This is a genomic window from Endozoicomonas sp. ALD040 (assembly GCF_049275945.1).
In the GTDB taxonomy this organism is placed as follows: Bacteria; Pseudomonadota; Gammaproteobacteria; order Pseudomonadales; family Endozoicomonadaceae; genus Endozoicomonas_A.
The window spans coordinates 1497050-1515821 of the sequence record NZ_CP184829.1 but is presented as its reverse complement, the minus strand read 5'-3'; the positions used below and the strand labels follow the sequence as shown (position 1 = coordinate 1515821).

Here is an 18772-nt window from a genome sequence, read left to right as displayed (position 1 = left end):
ATGATCACAGAAGCTGAATATCAGGCTTTGAAACGAGCCGTGTTACTGAGAGAAACCCGCACCGTAGAATTTGAAGGTTGCAAGGTGGAATACGCCAGCTTCTCCGAAATGGAAAGACGACTGCAGGCTATCGAACGGGAATTGATCAAGCAACAGAAGCGACCCCGGCAATATGGGGTCTATTCGTCAAAGGGTATTTAATTTTCCAAGCCGAAAAGGATACAAAACCAAATGACGGTGGCAAAAAGAGCTATGAAGGCTGCACAAGCAAAAGCCAGTATGGGGTCTGTTAACCATAATGTGGATTCGGCCCACAGAAAGTAGCAGGTTCCTAAAAATACAATGAGAGCTGGTAGCCACATAAACCATAGGCGAAGTGAAAGGCAGAACCTTTGCCTCCACGTCAGCGGTTCATCATGGAAGGAATGTTGTTCAGCGTGATCAAAGAAATAATCGCCCAGCTCAGGGATATCAGAGGTGTCAATGTCTTCATCTGACATTGCTTCCAAGCGTTTCCAGTCGGTGTCTGTTTTCTTTTTCATAGTGATTTCTACATTAGCACAGCTTTCGGGAATGACTGAATGGGCTTGAAACAACGTATTGCAGGCTGGCTACTGCCCGAACTGAAAAACCTGGCTTATACCTCGGCAGGTCAGGGGCGAAGAAGCCAGAGTTGGATTGCGCCTTCTACCGGCCCCAATAATTCACTGACCGGAAACCTTGGAACCCTGATCAACCGCTCCCGGGCAGCGATTCGTAATGATCCCTGGGCCGCTTCCGGGCTGGAAAAGCTGGTCGCCAATATTGTCGGCACCGGCATCAAGCCCAAGTCAGAAGCCCGTGATGATGGGTTTCGTAAAGAGTTACAGGCCCTGTTTCTGGACTGGACCGATGAGTCCGATGCCGATGGTCAGCTCGATTTTTACGGGCAGCAGGCTCTGGCCATGCGATCAGTGCTTGAAGCTGGAGAGTGTTTTGTTCGATTCCGTCCCCGCAAACCCGGCGATGGTTTGAGTGTGCCGCTGCAGCTGCAATTGCTGGAAGCGGAGTTTGTCCCCTGGGATTACAACGAAGAACTGAAAAAGGGCCACAAGATCCGGGCCGGTATCGAGTTTAATGCCATCGGGCAGCGTGTCGCTTACTGGATGCACAAGCAGCATCCTTCGGATTACACCACACTGGATACTGCCGACCTGCGACGGGTGCCTGCCGATCAGGTGTTGCATCTTTATGAACCGCTGCGGCCAGGTCAGCTGCGTGGGCAACCTTTGTTGAGCCAGGTGCTGCTTCGAATGTATCACCTGGACAAATTCGATGATGCCACGCTGCTTCGGCAGGAAATCGCCAACCTGTTCACCGGCTTTATCACCAAACCGGCTCCGGAAACGGAAAAGGTCGATCCTTTAACCGGTCGGCCCATTGTCTATGACCTGCAAGGTGTTCCTATGGTAGCAATGGAGCCGGGCACTATGCAGGAGCTATCACCGGGTGAGGAGATAACGTTTAACACACCACCAGGAGCGGCCAGTAACTACCCGGACTTTATCCGCCAACAGCTGATGGCGGTATCAGCGGGTATTGGTCTGCCTTATGAGATCCTGTCCGGCGATATGAAAGGCGTCAGTGACCGCGCTTTACGGGTGGTGCTTAATGAGTTTCGTCGTCGTATTCAACAGATCCAGCATAATCTGATGGTGTTCCAACTTTGTCGCCCGGTCTGGAAACGATGGCTGGAACTGGCCGTACTCAGTGGGGCGATTTCATCCCCGGACTTTCATCGTAATCCGGCTCACTATCGCAAAGTGAAATGGATTCCCCAGGGCTGGGCTTATATTCATCCGGTCCAGGATGTGCAGTCCCAGAATCTGGCAGTCCGCAGCGGTTTTAAATCTCGCTCGGAAGTGGTGTCTGAACAAGGCTACGACAGTGAACAGATTGACGATGAGATCGCAGCAGATAACCAGCGAGCCGATGAGCTGGAGCTGCAATACGACAGTGATGCCAGAACTCGGGAAATAAACAACACCATCATGGAAGAGGAACCTGAAAACGATGAACAAAAAGCCGCTCAATAAGAACCGGGCCTGGTTCACGTTTAAGAATCAGTCAGGCCAACCAGCGGAGTTGCTGATTTATGATGTGATTGGCGATTGGGCAGGCTTATCTGCCCGGCAACTGGTCAGCAGCCTGAAAGATCTGGACACGGATGACATTACCGTTCGGATCAACAGCCCCGGTGGCTCAGTGTTTGACGGAGTCGCCATTTACAATGCCCTGCGTTACCACAAGGCTAACATCCATGTCCGGATTGAAGGGCTGGCGGCCAGTATCGCCAGTGTCATCGCTATGGCAGGTGATACCATACATATGGCTGAAAATGCCCTGCTAATGATTCACAATCCTTTCGGCTGGGTCGGAGGTGATGCCGGTGAGCTGCGCAAAATGGCGGATATGTTGGACAAAACCACCGAGGTGATTGCCCAGACCTACTGCAATCGCTGTGAATTAGATCTGAAAGCCATGCTGAAACTGATGGACGAGGAGACCTGGTTCACCGCCACTGAAGCCCAAGGCCATGGCCTGATTGATGAAGTGGAAGCACCGGTGAAAATGGCAGCTCATTTCGACCTTTCCAGCTTTATGCATCCACCTCAGCCCGCAAACTCTGAATCTGAAAATGGGGATAAAGGCGCTCATGCCCTGGCAGTAATGACCTTGTGTAATCAGGCCGGTTACCCGGAGATGGCAGAAGCTTTTGTCCGCCAGCAACAGGGGATCGAAGACGTCAAAGCGCGTCTGACGGAATGTGAAACAATCAAATCCCTGTGTGCAGCAGCGCACTGTGAAGATCGGGCCGGACAGTATATTCAGTCTGGCAAGACGGAAGCTCAGGTACGCACTGAACTGTTTGATCTGCTCTTGCAGGATGACGACAGCATTAATAACCAGCTGACACCCGATCAGCAGGATAAAAAAATTCAGCCACTGGTGGATACCCAGGCCGTTTACCGCAAGCGTAACGGTCAATCGGCTGCTTGAAACCACTCACCCTTTCTTAATTTTCCCTTTCTCACTCAAAGGAACTGAACCATGCCTGTGATGACAGAGCCGGTGAATGCTGGCGAATTCATTGTGTCCGAAGGAAACAACAGTATCAGCCGGGAGCTGATCGAACTGGCTCCGGATCTGGCGCTAATGCCCGGCACCATTCTTGGCAAGAATACCTCCACAGGTGTTTATGGTCCTATTGATCCGGCCGCTGACACAGGCTTGCAAATGGCCGCTGGAGTGCTTTGGGACCATGTCATTACCGATGCCACAGGCGGTGAGGGTGTCATCATTGCGCGACTGGCAGAAGTGGATCAGGAGTTACTGGTCTGGCCTGAAGGCATCACTGACGAAGAAAAAACGACGGCGGTCGAAGAGCTGTCGACACTGGATATCATTCTCAGGACAGGAGAACAGGGATGAACTTGCTGGATATTTTTAACAACGATGCCTTCAGTCTTACCAGTCTGACTGCCACTCTGAACGATATGCCCTATAAGCCAGGGCGTATCGGTGAACTGGGGCTGTTTACTGAAAGTGGCATTAACACCACCACGGCGATTGTAGAGTCACGGAATGGTGAGCTGATCCTGCTGCCCACTTCCGAGCGCGGTGCTCCGGCTGCCCAGGCTCGGGGAGGCAAGCGGAAGGTACGCAGTTTTGTGATCCCTCATATTCCCTATGACTCCACCATCATTGCTGATGAGGTGCGCAATGTCCGGGCCTTTGGTTCTGAGAGTGCTTTGGAAGGTGTGAAAACGGTGGTTAATGATCGACTGTCGTCCATGAATGCTAACCATGAAGTGACCCTGGAGCACTTGCGACTGGGAGCCATCAAGGGACAGATTCTCGATGCCGATGGCTCCAGTGTGATCTACGACCTATTTCAGGAATTCGGTGTCACCCAGCAAAACCATACCTTTAAATTCAGTGCGGCTGAAACGGATATCCGGTTAGAGTGTGTGGCTCTTCGCAGGAAGGTAGACACGGCTCTGGGCGCTCAGCCTTACACTGGATTAAGGGCCTTCTGTGGTGCTGATTTTTATGATGCTCTGGTCGGACACGATTACGTCAAAGATGCTTACCATCGCTATCAGGACAGCGTTTTACTGCGCAATGATCCCAAGACCGGATTCCGGTTCGGTGATATCAATTGGGAAGAGTATCGTGGACAGGTAGGCGATATTCCTTTCATTAAACCGGATGAAGCTTACGTGATCCCGGAAGGCACCGGCATCTTCCGCACCTGGTTTGCCCCAGCGGACTTTATCGAAACCGTGAATACCATTGGTCTGCCACGGTACGCGAAACAGAAAATTCTCGACTTCGATAAAGGCGTGCAGGTCCACACTCAGTCCAACCCACTGCCCATCTGTCTTAAGCCAAGAGCCGTGATCAAATGCAAGATGAGCTAAGTGATCTGAAACGGCAGTTACTGGCTACCTTTGGAGAGGCAGTCACACTGAAAAAGTCAGATGACAGTAGGCTGGAAGTGACGGGCATTTTGACTCGGGAGCTGGTGCCTACCGGTCCTTATGAACAGGTGTTGCAAGAGGTCACCACATTGGCCTTGGCCACGGATGTAAGGGTGAGCCGGGGCGATGAGGTGATTTCAGCAGAACAACGCTGGACAGTAGAGCGGAAACTGAAAGGCGATGGTCAGATGAACTGGTGGTCACTCCATGAAGCTGGAGCTTGAGCTGAATGACAGCATTGATGAGTTGATCCATTACTTCAAGAACACTCCGGAAACTCTCCAGCTCGCCATTCGAAGATCATTGAGGAAGTTAACCCGTTTTGCTGAACGACGAACCCTGAGAGCATTAGCTCGAGAGCAAGGCATTACTCAAAAGAAGCTAAAAGAGCTGGGCCGGGTCAAGGTCAATCTCCTGCAACCGGGTGAGCGAGGGAGTGAAGGCTACAGTCTGGTGATCTGGATCGGTGCCTGGGTTATACCGGCTCATTATCTGGGCAAACCTAGACAGACAAAACAAGGCGTCAGAACCGGCAAGCAATTCTGGAAAGGGGCTTTTTTAATGCAGCCGGTCAATGCTACACACTCGATGGTCTTCAGGCGAAAAGCCAACTGGCGGCATAAATACCAGCGCTCCAAAAAATCCGGTCGCATGATGTGGATGGGCTTGCCCCTGGAAAAGAAGACACTGCCGATCCTAAACAGCGCCATTCAGGTACTGGAAAAGCTTCAGCCCGTTTTACTGGAGCGGTTTACCACCCTGATGCAACAGGAACTGAATTTCATTATCAACGGAGCCGGTCATGCTTAGCCCAGAACAACAACTGGTTAGCCTTTTGGTAGGTGTTCTGGAGACAGTGTGTAATCAGGTATTGTTGGGCTATGCTGCCACCGGCATTGAACAGGATCTGAAGCCGCCAGCCGTACTGGTGCAACTGGAATCAATCAGTGAGTTACAACAACAGGGCAGCCGTCGTAAAGATCAATGGCTTTTTAATCTCAGCGCTGTGGTGCCGACCAATGACCGGGCAACTTATGCCTTGCTGGAGCTCTCCAGAACGATTCGCCAAGCCCTGAGCAATGATAAAGCCCTGTCAGAACATTGTCGCAAGCTGACCTTCTCTGAAACCCAATTTGATATTGCCCCCAGCCAGGGACAATTGTCCTTCGCAGATATCACCCTGACTCTCGAAACCGTTTTTTAAATCCTCTTCAAGGAAGGAGAATTCTATGTCTACTATCGACCGCAGCTTTATCGGCGCAGGCAGTATCCATATTCAACCCTACGACAAATCCGCACCACTCTTGCCCATCGGCAATGTCAGTGAGTTTAACTTTAGCTTTGAAGAAGATCGTAAAGAGTTGAAAAACTATCTGGGCGGTGGTGGCAATCGCAATGTTATCAGCCGAGTGTCGGGTATTACTGCCAATCTGGTAGCTCATGATTTTACCGCCAGCAATATCTCCCTGGCACTACGAGGCAGTGTCACAGAGGCTGCGATCACCCCGGTGACTGATGAAGCGCAAGAAACCTATGGTGTGGCAGGTGAATTGATTCCTTTCGGGCATTTACCTGATTTGGATCAGACCATTACGGTAAAAGACAGTCTGGATACCGTATTGGTAGAAGGTGATGACTACCAACTGATGAAATCTGGCATTCAGGTCATTGAAGGTGGAGGTATTGATGATCAGGGCATCAAGGTCAGCTACACCCCACTTAAGGCTAATATGGTTCAAGCACTCGTAGAGTCCGGGCGGGAGTTTACCTTGTTTATGGAAGGATTGAATGATGCTCAGGAGGGCTTGCCCTTCAATATCCGGGTGCATCGGGTGAAGTTCTCTCCGGTACAGAATCTGGGTTTTATCTCAGATGACTTCGCCAGCATTCCCCTACAAGTCGATGTGCTGGCGGATACGGCGATTTCAGGGAATGGGCTGAGTTCTTTCATGCAACTGGATCTGGCGGGGTAGTCGCTAAAATTCCCACGTGTTCCTTTTTGATGGGCAATACAAAATCTGTGCGATAAACGAGGTGCACTTTTCTTTTTTGGTGCTAATATGGTGCATATATGAACCAAGGAGAGAGTCTCATGCCCAGACAAAGTATCACGTTTACCGAGCCCAACGATGAGTGGCTCAAGGCTCAGGTTGACAGCAAAGAGTACAGTAGTAAAAGCGATGTCATTAATGACCTGATCAGACAAGCCCGATCCAGAAAAAGTGAACTTGAAGCGATTCGTGAAGCACTGATCAAAGGAGAAAACAGTGGTATCAGCGAATTGACTCCTGAAGACATAGTGACCCAGGTACTGGAGCGAAAACCTAAAAATGGCGAGTTATAAGCTATCAAATGAAGCTGCTTTGGATATAGAGCGTATCCTTGAGTTTGGCATTGATAACTTTGGTCTGGATCAGGCACTTCATTACCACGATAGCTTGCAGGCCCGTTTGACAGAATTAGCGAATTTTCCACTTCACTACCCGTCAGTGGAGCATATCCGCGAGGGATACCGTATGAGTGTGTACGGTTCTCACTCAATTTATTACCAAATTCAGGAAGATTATGTCCTGATTGTTCGGATTATGGGGAGACAGGATATCTCTGAAACATTTCAGGCGTAAGACGGCTATCAGTCTGCCAGATCCACACCCACCACCTTTTCACAACACTGATGTCGCTCCTCAACTGTTTTAGTTTTATTCCATGGAGATAACCATGTCATCCATTAAGGAATCCGCCCTTCGGCTGGTCCTCAAAACCAAAGACACCCTATCCAAAACCGTCCTCCAGTCAGCAACCTCCCTCGAATCCCTCCGCAAAGAAGCCCAAACCCTCAAACAAAAACTGTCTGATTTGCAGAAGCAAGATCGTCTTCTGTCGTCTTTCCAAAAACAGACAGCAGCCGTTCTAGATACAGGCAAAGCTTACCGGGAAGCGGAAGCCAGGGTTGAGAAACTGGCCAGGGAGTTTCAACAGACTGAGAAGCCTTCCCGATCCCTTCAGCGGTCCCTGGAGTCGGCTCGTAAGTCCATGGTCTCAGCCAGTCGAGCTTATCAGGCTCAGCGCCAGAAACTGGCCGGGTTACGCAGCAGTCTGGAGCAGGCAGGTCTTTCCAATCGAAACCTTTCTGTTCAGCAGCAGCGTCTGCAAAAGGAGCTAAAAGAGACGGCTTCTGCTTTGCAGAAAGTGGATGCCAAAGCCAAGAGTTCCGCTCACTCCTTCAAACGTTCCGGCTTCAGGCAGTTAGCCCGAGATGCAGATCGGGCATCTGGCAGTATGGGGCGTTTGTCGCAGCGATTGGGCGCTCTGGTGGCGGCCAGTGTTGGCTTATATACCATCAAACGGGCCATTCAGGGACTGCTTGCCACGGGGGATCAGTTTGAACGCTTGAGGGTGCAACTCAATGCTGTGATGGGCTCGGTGGCTGAGGGTGAACGAGCCATTCAGTGGATCAAGCAGTTTACCCGTGAAACCCCTTATCAGCTGGAGCAGGTGGCGGAGGCTTTTGTACGACTAAAGGCGTTCGGTCTTGATCCCATGGACGGTAGTATGCAGGCCATGGTGGATCAGGCTTCCAAGCTGGGCGGTGGCATGGAGCGTCTGAATGGGATTTCCCTGGCGGTTGGGCAGGCCTGGGCCAAGCAGAAGTTGCAGGGCGAAGAGATTCTGCAACTGGTAGAGCGGGGTGTTCCGGTTTGGGAGTTGCTGGAAAAAGCCACTGGTAAAAATGTTCAGGAACTGCAGAAGCTCTCCACAGCGGGCAAACTGGGTCGGGATACCATTGCCCTGCTGATCGAGGAAATTGGCAAGAGCTCTGCCGGGGCTGCCGCTGAGAATATTTCCCTGTTGTCCGGTTACGTCAGCAACCTGAAAGACAGCTGGCAGAACTTTCTGGATGAAGTGGCCCAGAGTGGCGCACTGTCTTATGCCAAGGATCAGCTAAAAAGTCTTTCGGACCAGATCAGTATTATGTCTGAAGATGGTCGTCTGTCTCGACTGGCTCAGTCTATCAGCGATGCGTTTGTGCAGATGGGGGAGGCCACCAAGGCCAACTTCACTGGCCTGACGTTTGAAGGCGTGGTGGCCAGCATTCAGTCTGCCAGCCAGCGTATTGCTTCCACCCTGGCCAGTCTCAACAATACCTTTACTCTGACGGGTAATGCTGTCCAGTTGTTGTTTAATGGCTTTACCCTGGCTGTTAAGTCTTTTGGTCTGGTGTTCAGTGAAGTTATCTCATCCGTTTCCGGGGGGATGGGCAGTCTGTTGAATGCATTAGGTGCGACAGAGTCGGCCCAAAAACTCCAGTCTTTTGGTGAGTCACTGAAAGCGGTGTCAGCGGGTTTCAGGGAAGCGGTGAAAGAAGATGTGCAGGATATTAACAACAGCTGGCAGTCGCTGGGTGAAGCGATTGTTCAATCCAGCCAAAGTACCCAGCAAGCTATCCGTAATGAGAGCCAGAAAACGACAGCGTCCGTCGAGGAAGACGTTGTTAAACTTAACTCGGTCTACGTTGAATCCGGTCAAACCGCCAAGAAAGCCTTCAGCGATGCCGCCGATGCCCTGAAACAGATCAATGCTGCCGAAACCCGCACAGAGCTGGCTGATCTGGCCGTAAGACTGTCTCAAGCTTTCGCGGACGGTACCCTGACCCAAGAACAATACAACGAAGCATTAGCGGCCAGCAGAGAGAAGCTGGCCGAGCTGGAAGACGGTGCCCGGTCTGCAGCAGGGGCTGCCCGGTCATTGGGTGATGCCGTGGATGAGGCCGGTGATAAACAGGCACAGGGGGCAGAACGTGCATCCGGCACACTCAATGGTTTAGTGGGTTTTTACAACAACATCACCTCCGAACTCTACGGTCTGAGCGCCCAGGCAGAAGACACTTTCCTCAACATGCAAGGCGCTACTCAGATCGATACCACTGACACTCTGGGTGAGCTGGGACAGCTGAAAGCGACACTGGCTGAAACCAAAGAGGAAGTCCAGGCTCTGGCCACTGCCAATGTCGGACTGGATACCACCGGCATCGGACACTGGATGAAGGATACAGCGACCAATGCCGCTTCAGTAAGAGCTGAATTTTATGAGCAGAAGATCGCCCTGGAAGACCTGGTGCAGAGCTATGAAAACGGCTCTGTGTCGGCCCAACAGATGGCCAGCGATGGTCAATACCTGGCTGACAAACTGAACCTGCTCAACCAGCAAGACCTGGATCGTTTGAATCAAGCCATCGAACAAGCCAACGACAGTATGCAACGGCTGTCAGACAGCACCCAAGGCACACTGAACAGCCTTCAGGATGAACTGGATCGCCTTCAGGGTAGGCAGGGCGATATCGAGCAACGCCGCTACGAAGCCCGAAAGAAAGACCTCGAGCTGGAGCTGGCCATCGCCAAACAAGACGGTGACTCACAGGCAGTGAGTAACTTGCAGAAAGCACTCACACTTAATCAGTCCATCCGGACCGAGAAGCAGCGCCAGTATGAGCTTCAGCAGCAAGAGAAAGTGCAAAAGCAAAGGGAGCAGCAAGCTCAACAGGAAAAATCACGCATTCAAAGCCAACGGCAGCCCACCCAAAGTAGATCACCAGAGAAAGTCATTCGTCTGGAATACCCAGGAGGCCAGGTGGATGTGGGCGTTAAGCCGGGTGATGAAAAACGACTGCTGGAAGCTCTGAAAAATGCCGGAATGAGGTCTGCCTGATGACACTGGATACCATCACACTGCCCGACGATTTGTTATGGATTAATGAGTTCGACTGGAACCCGGTGGCCCAGAGCCAGGACCGCAGCCTGACCGGAGGCTTGATGATTCAGGAGCAAAGCAAAAGCTATGGCCGATCGATCGAGCTGAATGGTGGCGAAGACGCCGCCTGGGTTTCTCGCTCCGTAGTGGTCAACCTGCTGGCCCTGAGCCAGATCGCCAACAAAGTCATGACTCTGACCTTGCCGGACCTGAGACAGTACTCCGTGATCTTTGATCGCAGCTCGGGTGCGCCCGTCGAAGCCCGACAGGTTCTGCCCTATGCCTATCCGGGTGACAACTATCAATACAGCCTGATAATCCGACTGCTGACCGTGGAATAAGCAAGAAACTATTAAGAGGAGCAAGGGATGCCCATCAACAACGAAGACGTGAAACTCTTTGAAAGCCAGCGTCTCAGTGACGAGGAGGACGGCGGTGGCCGGGCCACTGGCACTGTGGTGATCGACGGAAATGTGAATAACCTCTTTCAGGACATCTCCCGGATTGACCGCACCATCGGCGATGTCGCCCTGCGTAAAGCCTACATAGGCATCAGCACCGACAACAACGATGCTTATCTGGGCAGTCATATCATCCTCACCGATGCACCGGATGACGACAATGTCAGTGTGCTGCTGTTCAACACCGACAGCCAGACCGATGAGCGCAATGCCGCCCGGGATCGGATCGAAGCCTATGTGGTGCCGGGCACATCAGCCAGCTTTGAACTGCTGGGTTATCAGCTGGTAGGCCAGCGCAGCATCGTCGGCATTCAGCGAGAAGAAAAAGCCCTGCCGGAAATAGGTGAAGTTTATCGACTGTACAACAGTGACAGTAAAAAAGAGCAGTACGCCCGCATCACCAAAGTAGAACACCGCATCGAAACCTTCACCTATGCCTACAGCGAAGGCAGCTATGTCGACTTTGAACGTCGGCGGCTGGATATGGAGATCAGTGCGGCCCTGATTGATCGCTTTGCCGGTGGCACTGCGACACCTGCGGGGACCGTCATGCCAGTGGACGGGCAAGGAGCCAGTGAAGCGAAGACCTCAGTACAGTCGACACAGATTGCAGACACCTCTCGCTACTACGGCATCCAGCCAACAAAAGCAGCCATTAAACAGGGTGATCTGACCCTGAAGGTTAGCAGTGTATATTCACCTTTGGTGCCCAGCGCCCGGGTTGAAAGTCCGGTGGTGGATCAGTACGGCGGCTATACCGCTAAAAGAATGGTGGCTACCTCATCCAGCCAGCGCAATGTCAGCCTTTCATTTGTGCATCTTTCCGGCAACCAAAGTCGGGCCTTTTTGCAGACCGGAGTCTTGCCGGGAACCGTGACGCTGTCGTTAGAAGGCGGCACCTTTGAGGACGACAAGACCGGCCAGCTGGTACACAAAAGCGGGTCCAATAACTACAGCAACCTGACGATTGACTATGAAAGTGGTGAGCTGAACGTCTGGCGCAACAGCAGTTACTATACCAGTACGGCTACTGCCCTATACCAGCCTGCCACTGGCATCACCGGAGCCGCCATCAGTGGCACTCTGGACATCACCGCCCAGAACCGGGGCTTTAACTACACCTTCAACTTTGCTGAGGCCAAGCCCAAGCCCGGCACTCTGGTGGTCAGCTATATCTCTCTGGGCAAGTGGCAAGACCTGAGCGATCCGGGCAATGGCCTGCTGGCTGGTTCAGGTTCGGGCACTATGGACTTCAGCACTGGCAGCGTGGCGGTAACTCTCGACGGTTTGCCCGATCCCGACAGCAAGCTGGTGTTCAGTTATATCGCCCAGGCGGATGACGAAATCACTCTGCGAACTGGCTCGGTGGCGGTGGATAAATTTTCGTTTCGGCACACCACTGCGAAGCCAGGTATCAAGCCGGGCAGTGTCGTCATCACCTATCTGGCCAGTGAGCAAACCAAGACCCTGACCGATCAGGGCAACGGCCTGTTGACGGGCGATGGCTCAGGCAGTGTCTACTACGCCTCGGGTGAGCTGGGCTTTGTGTTGAATGCCTTGCCAGACCAGGGCACCGAGATCGAGATTCAGTACGAAGAAGGCGCAGTAGCCGGTGGCATTGTGGATGTGACAGTGGATGGTTCCGGTTTAGTAACCGGCACCATTGCGGGTGCACCGCTCTTGCCAGGCTCCGTTCAGGTTCAGTTTTCGGTGGATCGACAAAGTAATGTGCCACAGCATGCCAGCAGTCGCAGCAGTGACTACACCACTTACCAGACCACCTCCCAGAGATTTAAAAGCTACGGTGATGATGGCAATGGCAACTGGCGTGATATTGCCGGCACGATTGATTATCAGACGGGGAATTTCACCCTGCAGGCGACAGAAAACTACAGCTATCCGGAGTACACACTCAGTAGAGAGTCCTACAAATACAGACTGAGTTACACCAACACCACCAAGACCGAAGTTTTCTCAGGCAGCACAGTGACCAGCAAGGCGCAAAGCAACAGCCTTAGCCACCAGGCGAATACCGATACCCTGAGTGCGCCAGAGCTGACTATCGACCTGCTGCCACTGATTGAAGATCCACTGCTGCCCGGCAGTGTCATTCTGGAGTGGAATGGCGAGCTCTACTTTGACCGTGACGGTGTTCTGTACAAAAACGTCAGCAGTCAGACGAATGCCGGATCATCTGTGGGAACCATAGATTACACAGGAGGCTTGGCGACACTGGACGTCTATCCCTCTGGCACCGTCAACACGGCAACAGTGCAGGCGGCTGCCACCATCTCCGGTGGCTTTAAAGTCGATGCGGTCGCCTTTAGAACACCAGGTGCACCCATCCGGACCGGAAGCCTTCAGCTCACTGCAGTGCGTGTGGATAATGCCGAGATCATCACCGCCACCTCAGACTCTAACGGCGACATCAACACCTCAGAGGTCCAGGGCACCATGGATGCCACCACCGGCTGGTGTGAGCTGACCTTCACAAACGGCACCGATTCTATCTATGTCATCCCTCAAAGTGTGCGCTACAACTGCATAGTGGAAACCAGCCTGCCACTGGATGCCGAGCTGATCGGTCTGGACCCGGTACGTCTGCCACCCGATGGCCAGGTGCCGATTTATCGACCGGGGGATATTGTGGTCATCAGTCATCGCCAAAACACCGATGCAGGCACACCTACAGCGGGCCAACTGGTCACCCTGAACCGGGATCATCAGGCAGAGATCACTGTGGAGGACAGCCAGGGCCAAACCCTCGATCCAGCCCAATACACGACGGATCGTGAAGCAGGCACCGTCACCTTTGCCGATCCACTCCTACTACAAGATGCAGAGAGCAACAGTCTGACAGCGCCGTTTACCATCAAGGATCGGGTCGAGCATATGAGCGTGGCCAGCGACGTGCAGATAAATGGCGAGATCACCATCATCGCTCCGGTGCCCTGGAACTTACCAGCCAATGAAACCCAAGTCAGCAGTGCTGTGGTTTATGGTGACCTGCAAGCCAGGGTTCACAACTTCTTCAGTCAGAAAGTTTGGGACGGTGGCGATCCTAACTGGACCGATGAGCGCATCGGTGATAACACCACTGCCCAGTACAACAGCATTAACTATCCATTGGTGGTGACCAACAAGGGAGCCATCTTCGGCAAGTGGGCAATTATTTTTACGTCCGGTTCCGCCTTCCAGATTGTGGAAGAGAAGCTCGGGATTATTGATACGGCCACTACTGCCGCTGATGCAGCGCCGATTAATCCGGAAACTGGTACACCTTACTTCACCATCAAAGCTGAGGGTTGGGGAACCGGATGGGCTGTGGGCAATGTTATTCGTTTTGATACAGACGGTTGTCTGGCTCCGGTGTGGATTTGTCGAACTGTGCTGGCCGGACAGGGCACCGAAACCAGTGATCAGTTCACACTGCAGATTCGGGGGGATGCTGACTGATGGCCGGTATATGGTTTTCTGAAGAGAACGTTCAGGGAAGGCTGGAGAGTCCTGCAACAAACGGCTGGAATGACAGTACCGGATTTTATCCAGGCAGAGAAATGTACTTTCATGCACTGATACAAGTCAGTGCCAGTCAAGCAGATCAATACGTCCCGCTTCTCAGAATTTATTCGGACTCGAGTAGTGCAACGGGCACCGGTTACCAGACCCTGATCTGGGTAGACAGTGGATCAGTAAAAGTCACTTGCTATAACAACGGTGGGCTTTCCTATCGAGGGTATTCTGAAGGCAGTGTTCCCTTTGATGAACTCTTTGAAGTGGTTGTGACAGTGAGTCCTTCGCAAAATACCGCATCGAATAGAGTTAGAATTTTTATCAACGGAACTAGCCAAAACATTCTGTCCTTATATGCCAATACCAAAGCTAATACTTTTACAGCCTATACCAGAGCTATTTTGGGAAATGATGGTGCCCAGCTGGGCAGTGCAAAAGCATTGTTCATAGCAAGTGCAACATTGACCAATGGCTATAACAACTCATCCACACCCATCAGTTCTTCCGCCAGTGATTATGTAACCGTTTGGCATTGGGACTTTGAAGACAGTGGCAACCCACTGAAAATCATCACCAGCCGTAACAATATTGCCTCTGAACTGCAGTGGACTAACACTGACGACACCACTGTCGTTTGGAGCGACACCAACGGTCCACCTTCTTCAGGCAATGGTGGCGGCATCATCATCCCGGGAAACGGCAACACCACCCGCATCCAGGGCACCGTCATGGAAGACGATCTGCCCGTGGCTCGCCGGGTCTTTGCCATCACTCAGGCACAACTGGAAGTCGATGGCAGCCAGGAAACAAAACATGCGGTTCTGAACAGTGTGCTCAGCGACAGCATCAGTGGCAGCTACTCCCTGGACACCAGCCCCTATGAAGGAGCCGTGATTGTGGTGGCCATGGATGACTATGGCGAAGTCTGGCTGGCCAACAGCACCTATGATGTGGGCAATGTAATCCGTCCGGCCAGCTTCCGGGGCTACGTTTATATCTGCACTGTGGCTGGTACAGGTGACGGTACCGAACCCACCTGGTGGTTTGACGACAGTGTTCAGGCTATCGGCACAGCTCAGTTCAAAGCCAAGCCCTACACTCGGCCTCTGGCCCATGGCCCGGTGACACCCGAGATCGTACCGGAGAGTTAAGTGGCCTACTTTCCTGAGAAGACTCAAGACTTCAACTTTACCCGGGAGGCTTATCAACCCGCCTCCCTTTTTGAGTTTTATCCGCAGCCTACCTATGCCTTTATTCCACCGCCCACTGTCGTCAGTGCCTGCCAGAGCCAGTGGCAGACAGGCAACACCTGCCAGGTATCTGCCCGGGGAACGTTCCAGAACTCAGTGGCGATTCAGGCCAGTGTTCAGCAAAGTAGTCATCAGGCCAACACTCTGGAAAGCTCGCAGTTAGGACTGTTCTGGGGCAAGGTGCCTGAATTGGAAGAAGCCGTCAGAATCAGTCACCAGCAAACCAGTGATCTCCAGAGTCAGCAACAGGCTCTCTGGCAGCAACCGCCTGCCAAAGAACTCAGCATTGATGAGTCCAGGGATCAGAGTGTCCAGCCAAGAGAGCAACAAAGTTCTGAACAGTGGCAGCAAGGTACGCAGAGAGATCGGCAGAACACAGAGCGGTTTGATCGCAGTGATGAGTATGGCTCAGCACATCAGAGCACGATCAATGGCTACCAGGTACCAGCACCTGCACCTGCACTGCTGAACTTTACCTTTGCAGCCAAACGTTACTCACCATTGACCACTCCTGATGTGTATTTCAATTTGGGCGAGAGTACTCCGAATCGAGCCATTCAACCAAGAGACTCTGTGCAGCAGTCAGCCTTCAGCAGTAACCGCACTCAGGATGAACCCGTCATCATCCCGTGGGGACCCGGCAGAAAAGCCAAAGATGACACAGTCGACAGTGACTATGGCGGTGAGATCGATGTCATCGAAAAGCCACAACCCGAAGAACCAGAGATCAGGGAGACTTATCTGCTTATGAACACCATCAGTGTGGTGACGCTGCCCGACAGGACACCGACCGAGATGAGCAACATGGACATCAGCCTCGACATTGATAGCTTCAGCTGGGCACTCAGTGGTGAGCTTTGGGGAGCCAGCAGTCTGGCGTTGGTGGAACCGGATCAGGACGGCCCCAAACAGATCGAAGTCGACATCAATGGCTGGAAGTGGATCTTTATCGTAGAACGTTACACCGGCTCAAGGGCGTTCGGACAAGAACAATACACCATCTACGGAACCAGTCGTACACAACTGCTGGCAGCACCCTATGCACCCAAGCGTAGCAAGTCCAACAGCAGCAGCCTCAACGCAAAACAGGCGATCACTGAAGAGCTGGCCAACACCGGCTTCTCTGCACTTTATCCGGAACTGGATGATTACAGCACACCTGACTGGATCATCCCTGGTGGCAGCTTCAGCTATCAGAGCGAAACCGCCATGACCGTCGTTGCTCGACTGGCCAGCACAGCCGGTGCTGTAGTGATCCCTTCTCGGGATGCAGACCAGCTGAACATCAAGCCTCGCTATCCGGCCAGCCCTTGGAATTGGAACAGCGCCACCATGGACAAGATCATACCGGCCAGCATGGTTATTAACCTCAGCGCCAGCTGGAGGCCAGAGCCGGAATACAATGCCGTCTATGTATCGGGCACCCACACAGGAGTCGCAGTCAACGTTAAACGCCAGGGCACTGCAGGTGACAACCCAGCACCGGATATTCTGGAAGACTGGCTGACGGAAACACAGGTGAATACTGAGCGAGGCAGGAACGAACTGGCCAAAAGTGGCCTTCAAAGTATCACCACATTGGAGATGCCTCTTACAGAGAGCACAACTGTGCCCGGGCTGATTGAACCGGGTCAGCTGGTAGAGGTTCAGGATATTTCGGGCAACTGGAGAGCTTTATGCCTGTCCACCAGCATCAGTACCAGACAGGGAAAAGTCAGTCAGAGCATCGAGTTAGAACGTCATTACTGAGCGGAGAAAAACATGGCCACCACCAACATCTGGCAGCAGTTCAAATCACTGATCCCGGAAGATGGTAGAACAGTCGCAACCATCATGGCCAAAAACGGCAACGGCATTAGTCAAGTTCGCCTGCGAGATGGCTCTGTAATTTCTGTACAGGGGGAGTCTGTCGGTGTTGGGCAGAAGGCATTTATCCAGGGAGGTGCTATTCAAGGCTCTGCGCCAGAACTGGCGCAGTATGAAGCTGAGGTTTAATTCTGTGTAATCAGATAGATTTAGCAATCAAGTCCGATTTCAGCAACCCACCCTTGGTCAAAAGCCTGGCGGAAAACTTAGGCTTACGTCTGGCTTTGTACGCTTCCAGAATTTTTTTCAGCCCTGCTGATTCCAACAGGGAAATATTCACTTCCGTATCCATCTCGGCGGACTCAATAAAATCCGGCGAGAATCCTGGAGAGACAATCAATACCTGGGATACCCGGTTACCATTGCCTTCACATCGGTTGACGTAAGATTTTACCTGTCTGGATGTTGATGAGTATTTGGCAAAATCACCATTCTTGTAGGATTTAACCTCCCCAATAATTACGTCTTCATCGCCGAGGGAGAGTATGACATCCGGTCGGTCTTTCTTGGCACTGACTTGCTTTCTGAGCTCTTCATCCACTTTCAGTCCAAGCTGCTCAAAGATGGTTTTTGTGATTTCCTCAAACTTCGCACCGATTTCAGCTTCTTTGATGCTGATACCCACTGCCTGGAGCCCCGCTAGATCTCGGGAAGCCAGTAACTCGTAATGCTCCAGCAGCTTGTCGTTAGCACTGGCAAAGCTGTTCAGTATGGCTAGACGCGGATTATTGCGTTTGGGCAGTCCCATGGCATCTCTGATGGCCTTGACCTCATCATTGGTATAAACGTATAGGATGTCCAGAGGTGAAATGCCCAGCGCCCTCAGCCTTTCAGGCTCAAGATCTTCACTTTCTTCAATTTCAAACTCATCACGCAGCCTTTCCAGAACAGGTGGAATGGTATCAGACAGTGAATCGATAAGTTCCTTGAAGCCACTGACACTCAGCAACTCAAACTCAGCTTCAGCGTTACTTTGCATCGATTTCATCAATATGGATACCCTGTTCTGAAGGGTGGTGCCCAGTCGTGAAACATTCAGACCAAGATCTTCCATCAGCAGTTTGACTCTGTCTTTACGCTGGCCCTGATTGTCTGTTGCTTCAAAAATATCCCGAAGCAGAATATTGGATACTGGAATGCCAGCATGCATAACAAAGGCTATCTTATCGTGACGGCTGACCCCTCTACTTTTTTGGCCATAACGTCGTAGCAGATTGGATAACTCAGGGTCAGTCAGTGATCGAAGAATTCTGAGCATGTATTTGTCGGCCAGCTCTTTATGCTGAAGTTTGTGCAAGATGGACACCACCTCATCAGCGATAAGCACTACTCCTTTGCGTTTATTGATAAACAGCAACCTTGAGCCTGTGAGATGTTGGTTATAGAGGGGCTCTGCGCTATCGCTATTTTA

19 protein-coding genes are annotated in these 18772 nt (G+C 52.1%); 17 read left to right on the top strand and 2 right to left on the bottom strand.

Going from position 1 to position 18772, the window contains the following annotated elements; all coding sequences use genetic code 11:
• Window positions 1-201 carry a phage head-tail joining protein gene (locus ACOJUN_RS04580; RefSeq protein WP_422135494.1) on the top strand — a complete coding sequence of 67 codons (201 nt, stop codon included), beginning with the start codon at window positions 1-3 and terminating at the stop codon, window positions 199-201.
• Here the strand turns inward: ACOJUN_RS04580 and ACOJUN_RS04575 are convergent.
• Window positions 198-542 carry a hypothetical protein gene (locus ACOJUN_RS04575; protein WP_422135493.1) on the bottom strand — a complete coding sequence of 115 codons (345 nt, stop codon included), beginning with the start codon at window positions 540-542 and terminating at the stop codon, window positions 198-200. The genes ACOJUN_RS04580 and ACOJUN_RS04575 overlap by 4 nt on opposite strands.
• 39 nt (window positions 543-581) lie before the next feature.
• Here ACOJUN_RS04575 and ACOJUN_RS04570 point away from each other — a divergent pair, with 39 nt between their 5' ends.
• The 16 genes from ACOJUN_RS04570 to ACOJUN_RS04495 all read left to right on the top strand — a co-directional run bounded on the left by ACOJUN_RS04570 (window position 582) and on the right by ACOJUN_RS04495 (window position 17490).
• Entirely contained in the window at window positions 582-2075 is a 1494-nt protein-coding gene (locus ACOJUN_RS04570) for a phage portal protein (protein WP_422135492.1), read from the top strand.
• Complete coding sequence (locus ACOJUN_RS04565) at window positions 2053-3039, top strand: head maturation protease, ClpP-related (RefSeq protein ID WP_422135491.1); 987 nt, start codon at window positions 2053-2055, stop codon at window positions 3037-3039. The genes ACOJUN_RS04570 and ACOJUN_RS04565 overlap by 23 nt, the downstream gene beginning before the upstream one ends.
• A gap of 51 nt (window positions 3040-3090) precedes the next feature.
• Window positions 3091-3471, top strand: a complete 381-nt coding sequence (locus tag ACOJUN_RS04560) for a head decoration protein (RefSeq protein ID WP_422135490.1) — start codon at window positions 3091-3093, stop codon at window positions 3469-3471.
• Window positions 3468-4463, top strand: a complete 996-nt coding sequence (locus tag ACOJUN_RS04555) for a major capsid protein (protein ID WP_422135489.1) — start codon at window positions 3468-3470, stop codon at window positions 4461-4463. The genes ACOJUN_RS04560 and ACOJUN_RS04555 overlap by 4 nt, the downstream gene beginning before the upstream one ends.
• A complete protein-coding gene (locus ACOJUN_RS04550; protein WP_422135488.1) occupies window positions 4448-4747 on the top strand; it encodes a hypothetical protein in 300 nt (99 codons plus the stop codon). Before ACOJUN_RS04555 ends, ACOJUN_RS04550 begins: the two co-directional genes overlap by 16 nt.
• Complete coding sequence (locus ACOJUN_RS04545; protein WP_422135487.1) at window positions 4731-5333, top strand: hypothetical protein; 603 nt, start codon at window positions 4731-4733, stop codon at window positions 5331-5333. Before ACOJUN_RS04550 ends, ACOJUN_RS04545 begins: the two co-directional genes overlap by 17 nt.
• Window positions 5326-5727 carry a hypothetical protein gene (locus ACOJUN_RS04540; protein ID WP_422135486.1) on the top strand — a complete coding sequence of 134 codons (402 nt, stop codon included), beginning with the start codon at window positions 5326-5328 and terminating at the stop codon, window positions 5725-5727. Before ACOJUN_RS04545 ends, ACOJUN_RS04540 begins: the two co-directional genes overlap by 8 nt.
• 25 nt (window positions 5728-5752) lie before the next feature.
• Entirely contained in the window at window positions 5753-6496 is a 744-nt protein-coding gene (locus ACOJUN_RS04535) for a hypothetical protein (RefSeq protein WP_422135485.1), read from the top strand.
• A gap of 119 nt (window positions 6497-6615) precedes the next feature.
• Complete coding sequence (locus ACOJUN_RS04530; protein ID WP_422135484.1) at window positions 6616-6867, top strand: ribbon-helix-helix domain-containing protein; 252 nt, start codon at window positions 6616-6618, stop codon at window positions 6865-6867.
• Entirely contained in the window at window positions 6854-7147 is a 294-nt protein-coding gene (locus tag ACOJUN_RS04525) for a type II toxin-antitoxin system RelE/ParE family toxin (protein WP_422135483.1), read from the top strand. The genes ACOJUN_RS04530 and ACOJUN_RS04525 overlap by 14 nt, the downstream gene beginning before the upstream one ends.
• A gap of 94 nt (window positions 7148-7241) precedes the next feature.
• Entirely contained in the window at window positions 7242-10229 is a 2988-nt protein-coding gene (locus ACOJUN_RS04520; RefSeq protein ID WP_422135482.1) for a tape measure protein, read from the top strand.
• Complete coding sequence (locus ACOJUN_RS04515; protein WP_422135481.1) at window positions 10229-10612, top strand: hypothetical protein; 384 nt, start codon at window positions 10229-10231, stop codon at window positions 10610-10612. The genes ACOJUN_RS04520 and ACOJUN_RS04515 overlap by 1 nt, the downstream gene beginning before the upstream one ends.
• A 27-nt stretch (window positions 10613-10639) precedes the next feature.
• Window positions 10640-14188, top strand: coding sequence for a hypothetical protein (locus ACOJUN_RS04510; protein WP_422135480.1), 3549 nt, complete (start codon window positions 10640-10642; stop codon window positions 14186-14188).
• Complete coding sequence (locus ACOJUN_RS04505; protein WP_422135479.1) at window positions 14188-15396, top strand: hypothetical protein; 1209 nt, start codon at window positions 14188-14190, stop codon at window positions 15394-15396. The genes ACOJUN_RS04510 and ACOJUN_RS04505 overlap by 1 nt, the downstream gene beginning before the upstream one ends.
• A complete protein-coding gene (locus ACOJUN_RS04500) occupies window positions 15397-17244 on the top strand; it encodes a hypothetical protein (RefSeq protein WP_422135478.1) in 1848 nt (615 codons plus the stop codon). It abuts the gene before it with no gap.
• Between the two features lie 12 nt (window positions 17245-17256).
• Window positions 17257-17490 (top strand): hypothetical protein, encoded by a 234-nt coding sequence (locus ACOJUN_RS04495; protein WP_422135477.1) that lies wholly within the window; start codon window positions 17257-17259, stop codon window positions 17488-17490.
• A 10-nt stretch (window positions 17491-17500) separates the two neighbouring features.
• On the opposite strand, the gene ACOJUN_RS04490 is transcribed toward ACOJUN_RS04495, so the two are convergent.
• Window positions 17501-18658: a hypothetical protein gene (locus ACOJUN_RS04490; protein WP_422135476.1), complete on the bottom strand. Its 1158-nt coding sequence runs from the start codon at window positions 18656-18658 to the stop codon at window positions 17501-17503.
• Between the last annotated feature and the right edge of the window lie 114 nt (window positions 18659-18772).

Coding starts and splice junctions, on each gene's coding strand:
- ACOJUN_RS04580 (WP_422135494.1), top strand. CDS start 1: ATGATCACAGAAGCTGAATATCAGGCTTTGAAACGAGCCGTGTTACTG.
- ACOJUN_RS04575 (WP_422135493.1), bottom strand. CDS start 542: ATGAAAAAGAAAACAGACACCGACTGGAAACGCTTGGAAGCAATGTCA.
- ACOJUN_RS04570 (WP_422135492.1), top strand. CDS start 582: ATGGGCTTGAAACAACGTATTGCAGGCTGGCTACTGCCCGAACTGAAA.
- ACOJUN_RS04565 (WP_422135491.1), top strand. CDS start 2,053: ATGAACAAAAAGCCGCTCAATAAGAACCGGGCCTGGTTCACGTTTAAG.
- ACOJUN_RS04560 (WP_422135490.1), top strand. CDS start 3,091: ATGCCTGTGATGACAGAGCCGGTGAATGCTGGCGAATTCATTGTGTCC.
- ACOJUN_RS04555 (WP_422135489.1), top strand. CDS start 3,468: ATGAACTTGCTGGATATTTTTAACAACGATGCCTTCAGTCTTACCAGT.
- ACOJUN_RS04550 (WP_422135488.1), top strand. CDS start 4,448: ATGCAAGATGAGCTAAGTGATCTGAAACGGCAGTTACTGGCTACCTTT.
- ACOJUN_RS04545 (WP_422135487.1), top strand. CDS start 4,731: ATGAAGCTGGAGCTTGAGCTGAATGACAGCATTGATGAGTTGATCCAT.
- ACOJUN_RS04540 (WP_422135486.1), top strand. CDS start 5,326: ATGCTTAGCCCAGAACAACAACTGGTTAGCCTTTTGGTAGGTGTTCTG.
- ACOJUN_RS04535 (WP_422135485.1), top strand. CDS start 5,753: ATGTCTACTATCGACCGCAGCTTTATCGGCGCAGGCAGTATCCATATT.
- ACOJUN_RS04530 (WP_422135484.1), top strand. CDS start 6,616: ATGCCCAGACAAAGTATCACGTTTACCGAGCCCAACGATGAGTGGCTC.
- ACOJUN_RS04525 (WP_422135483.1), top strand. CDS start 6,854: ATGGCGAGTTATAAGCTATCAAATGAAGCTGCTTTGGATATAGAGCGT.
- ACOJUN_RS04520 (WP_422135482.1), top strand. CDS start 7,242: ATGTCATCCATTAAGGAATCCGCCCTTCGGCTGGTCCTCAAAACCAAA.
- ACOJUN_RS04515 (WP_422135481.1), top strand. CDS start 10,229: ATGACACTGGATACCATCACACTGCCCGACGATTTGTTATGGATTAAT.
- ACOJUN_RS04510 (WP_422135480.1), top strand. CDS start 10,640: ATGCCCATCAACAACGAAGACGTGAAACTCTTTGAAAGCCAGCGTCTC.
- ACOJUN_RS04505 (WP_422135479.1), top strand. CDS start 14,188: ATGGCCGGTATATGGTTTTCTGAAGAGAACGTTCAGGGAAGGCTGGAG.
- ACOJUN_RS04495 (WP_422135477.1), top strand. CDS start 17,257: ATGGCCACCACCAACATCTGGCAGCAGTTCAAATCACTGATCCCGGAA.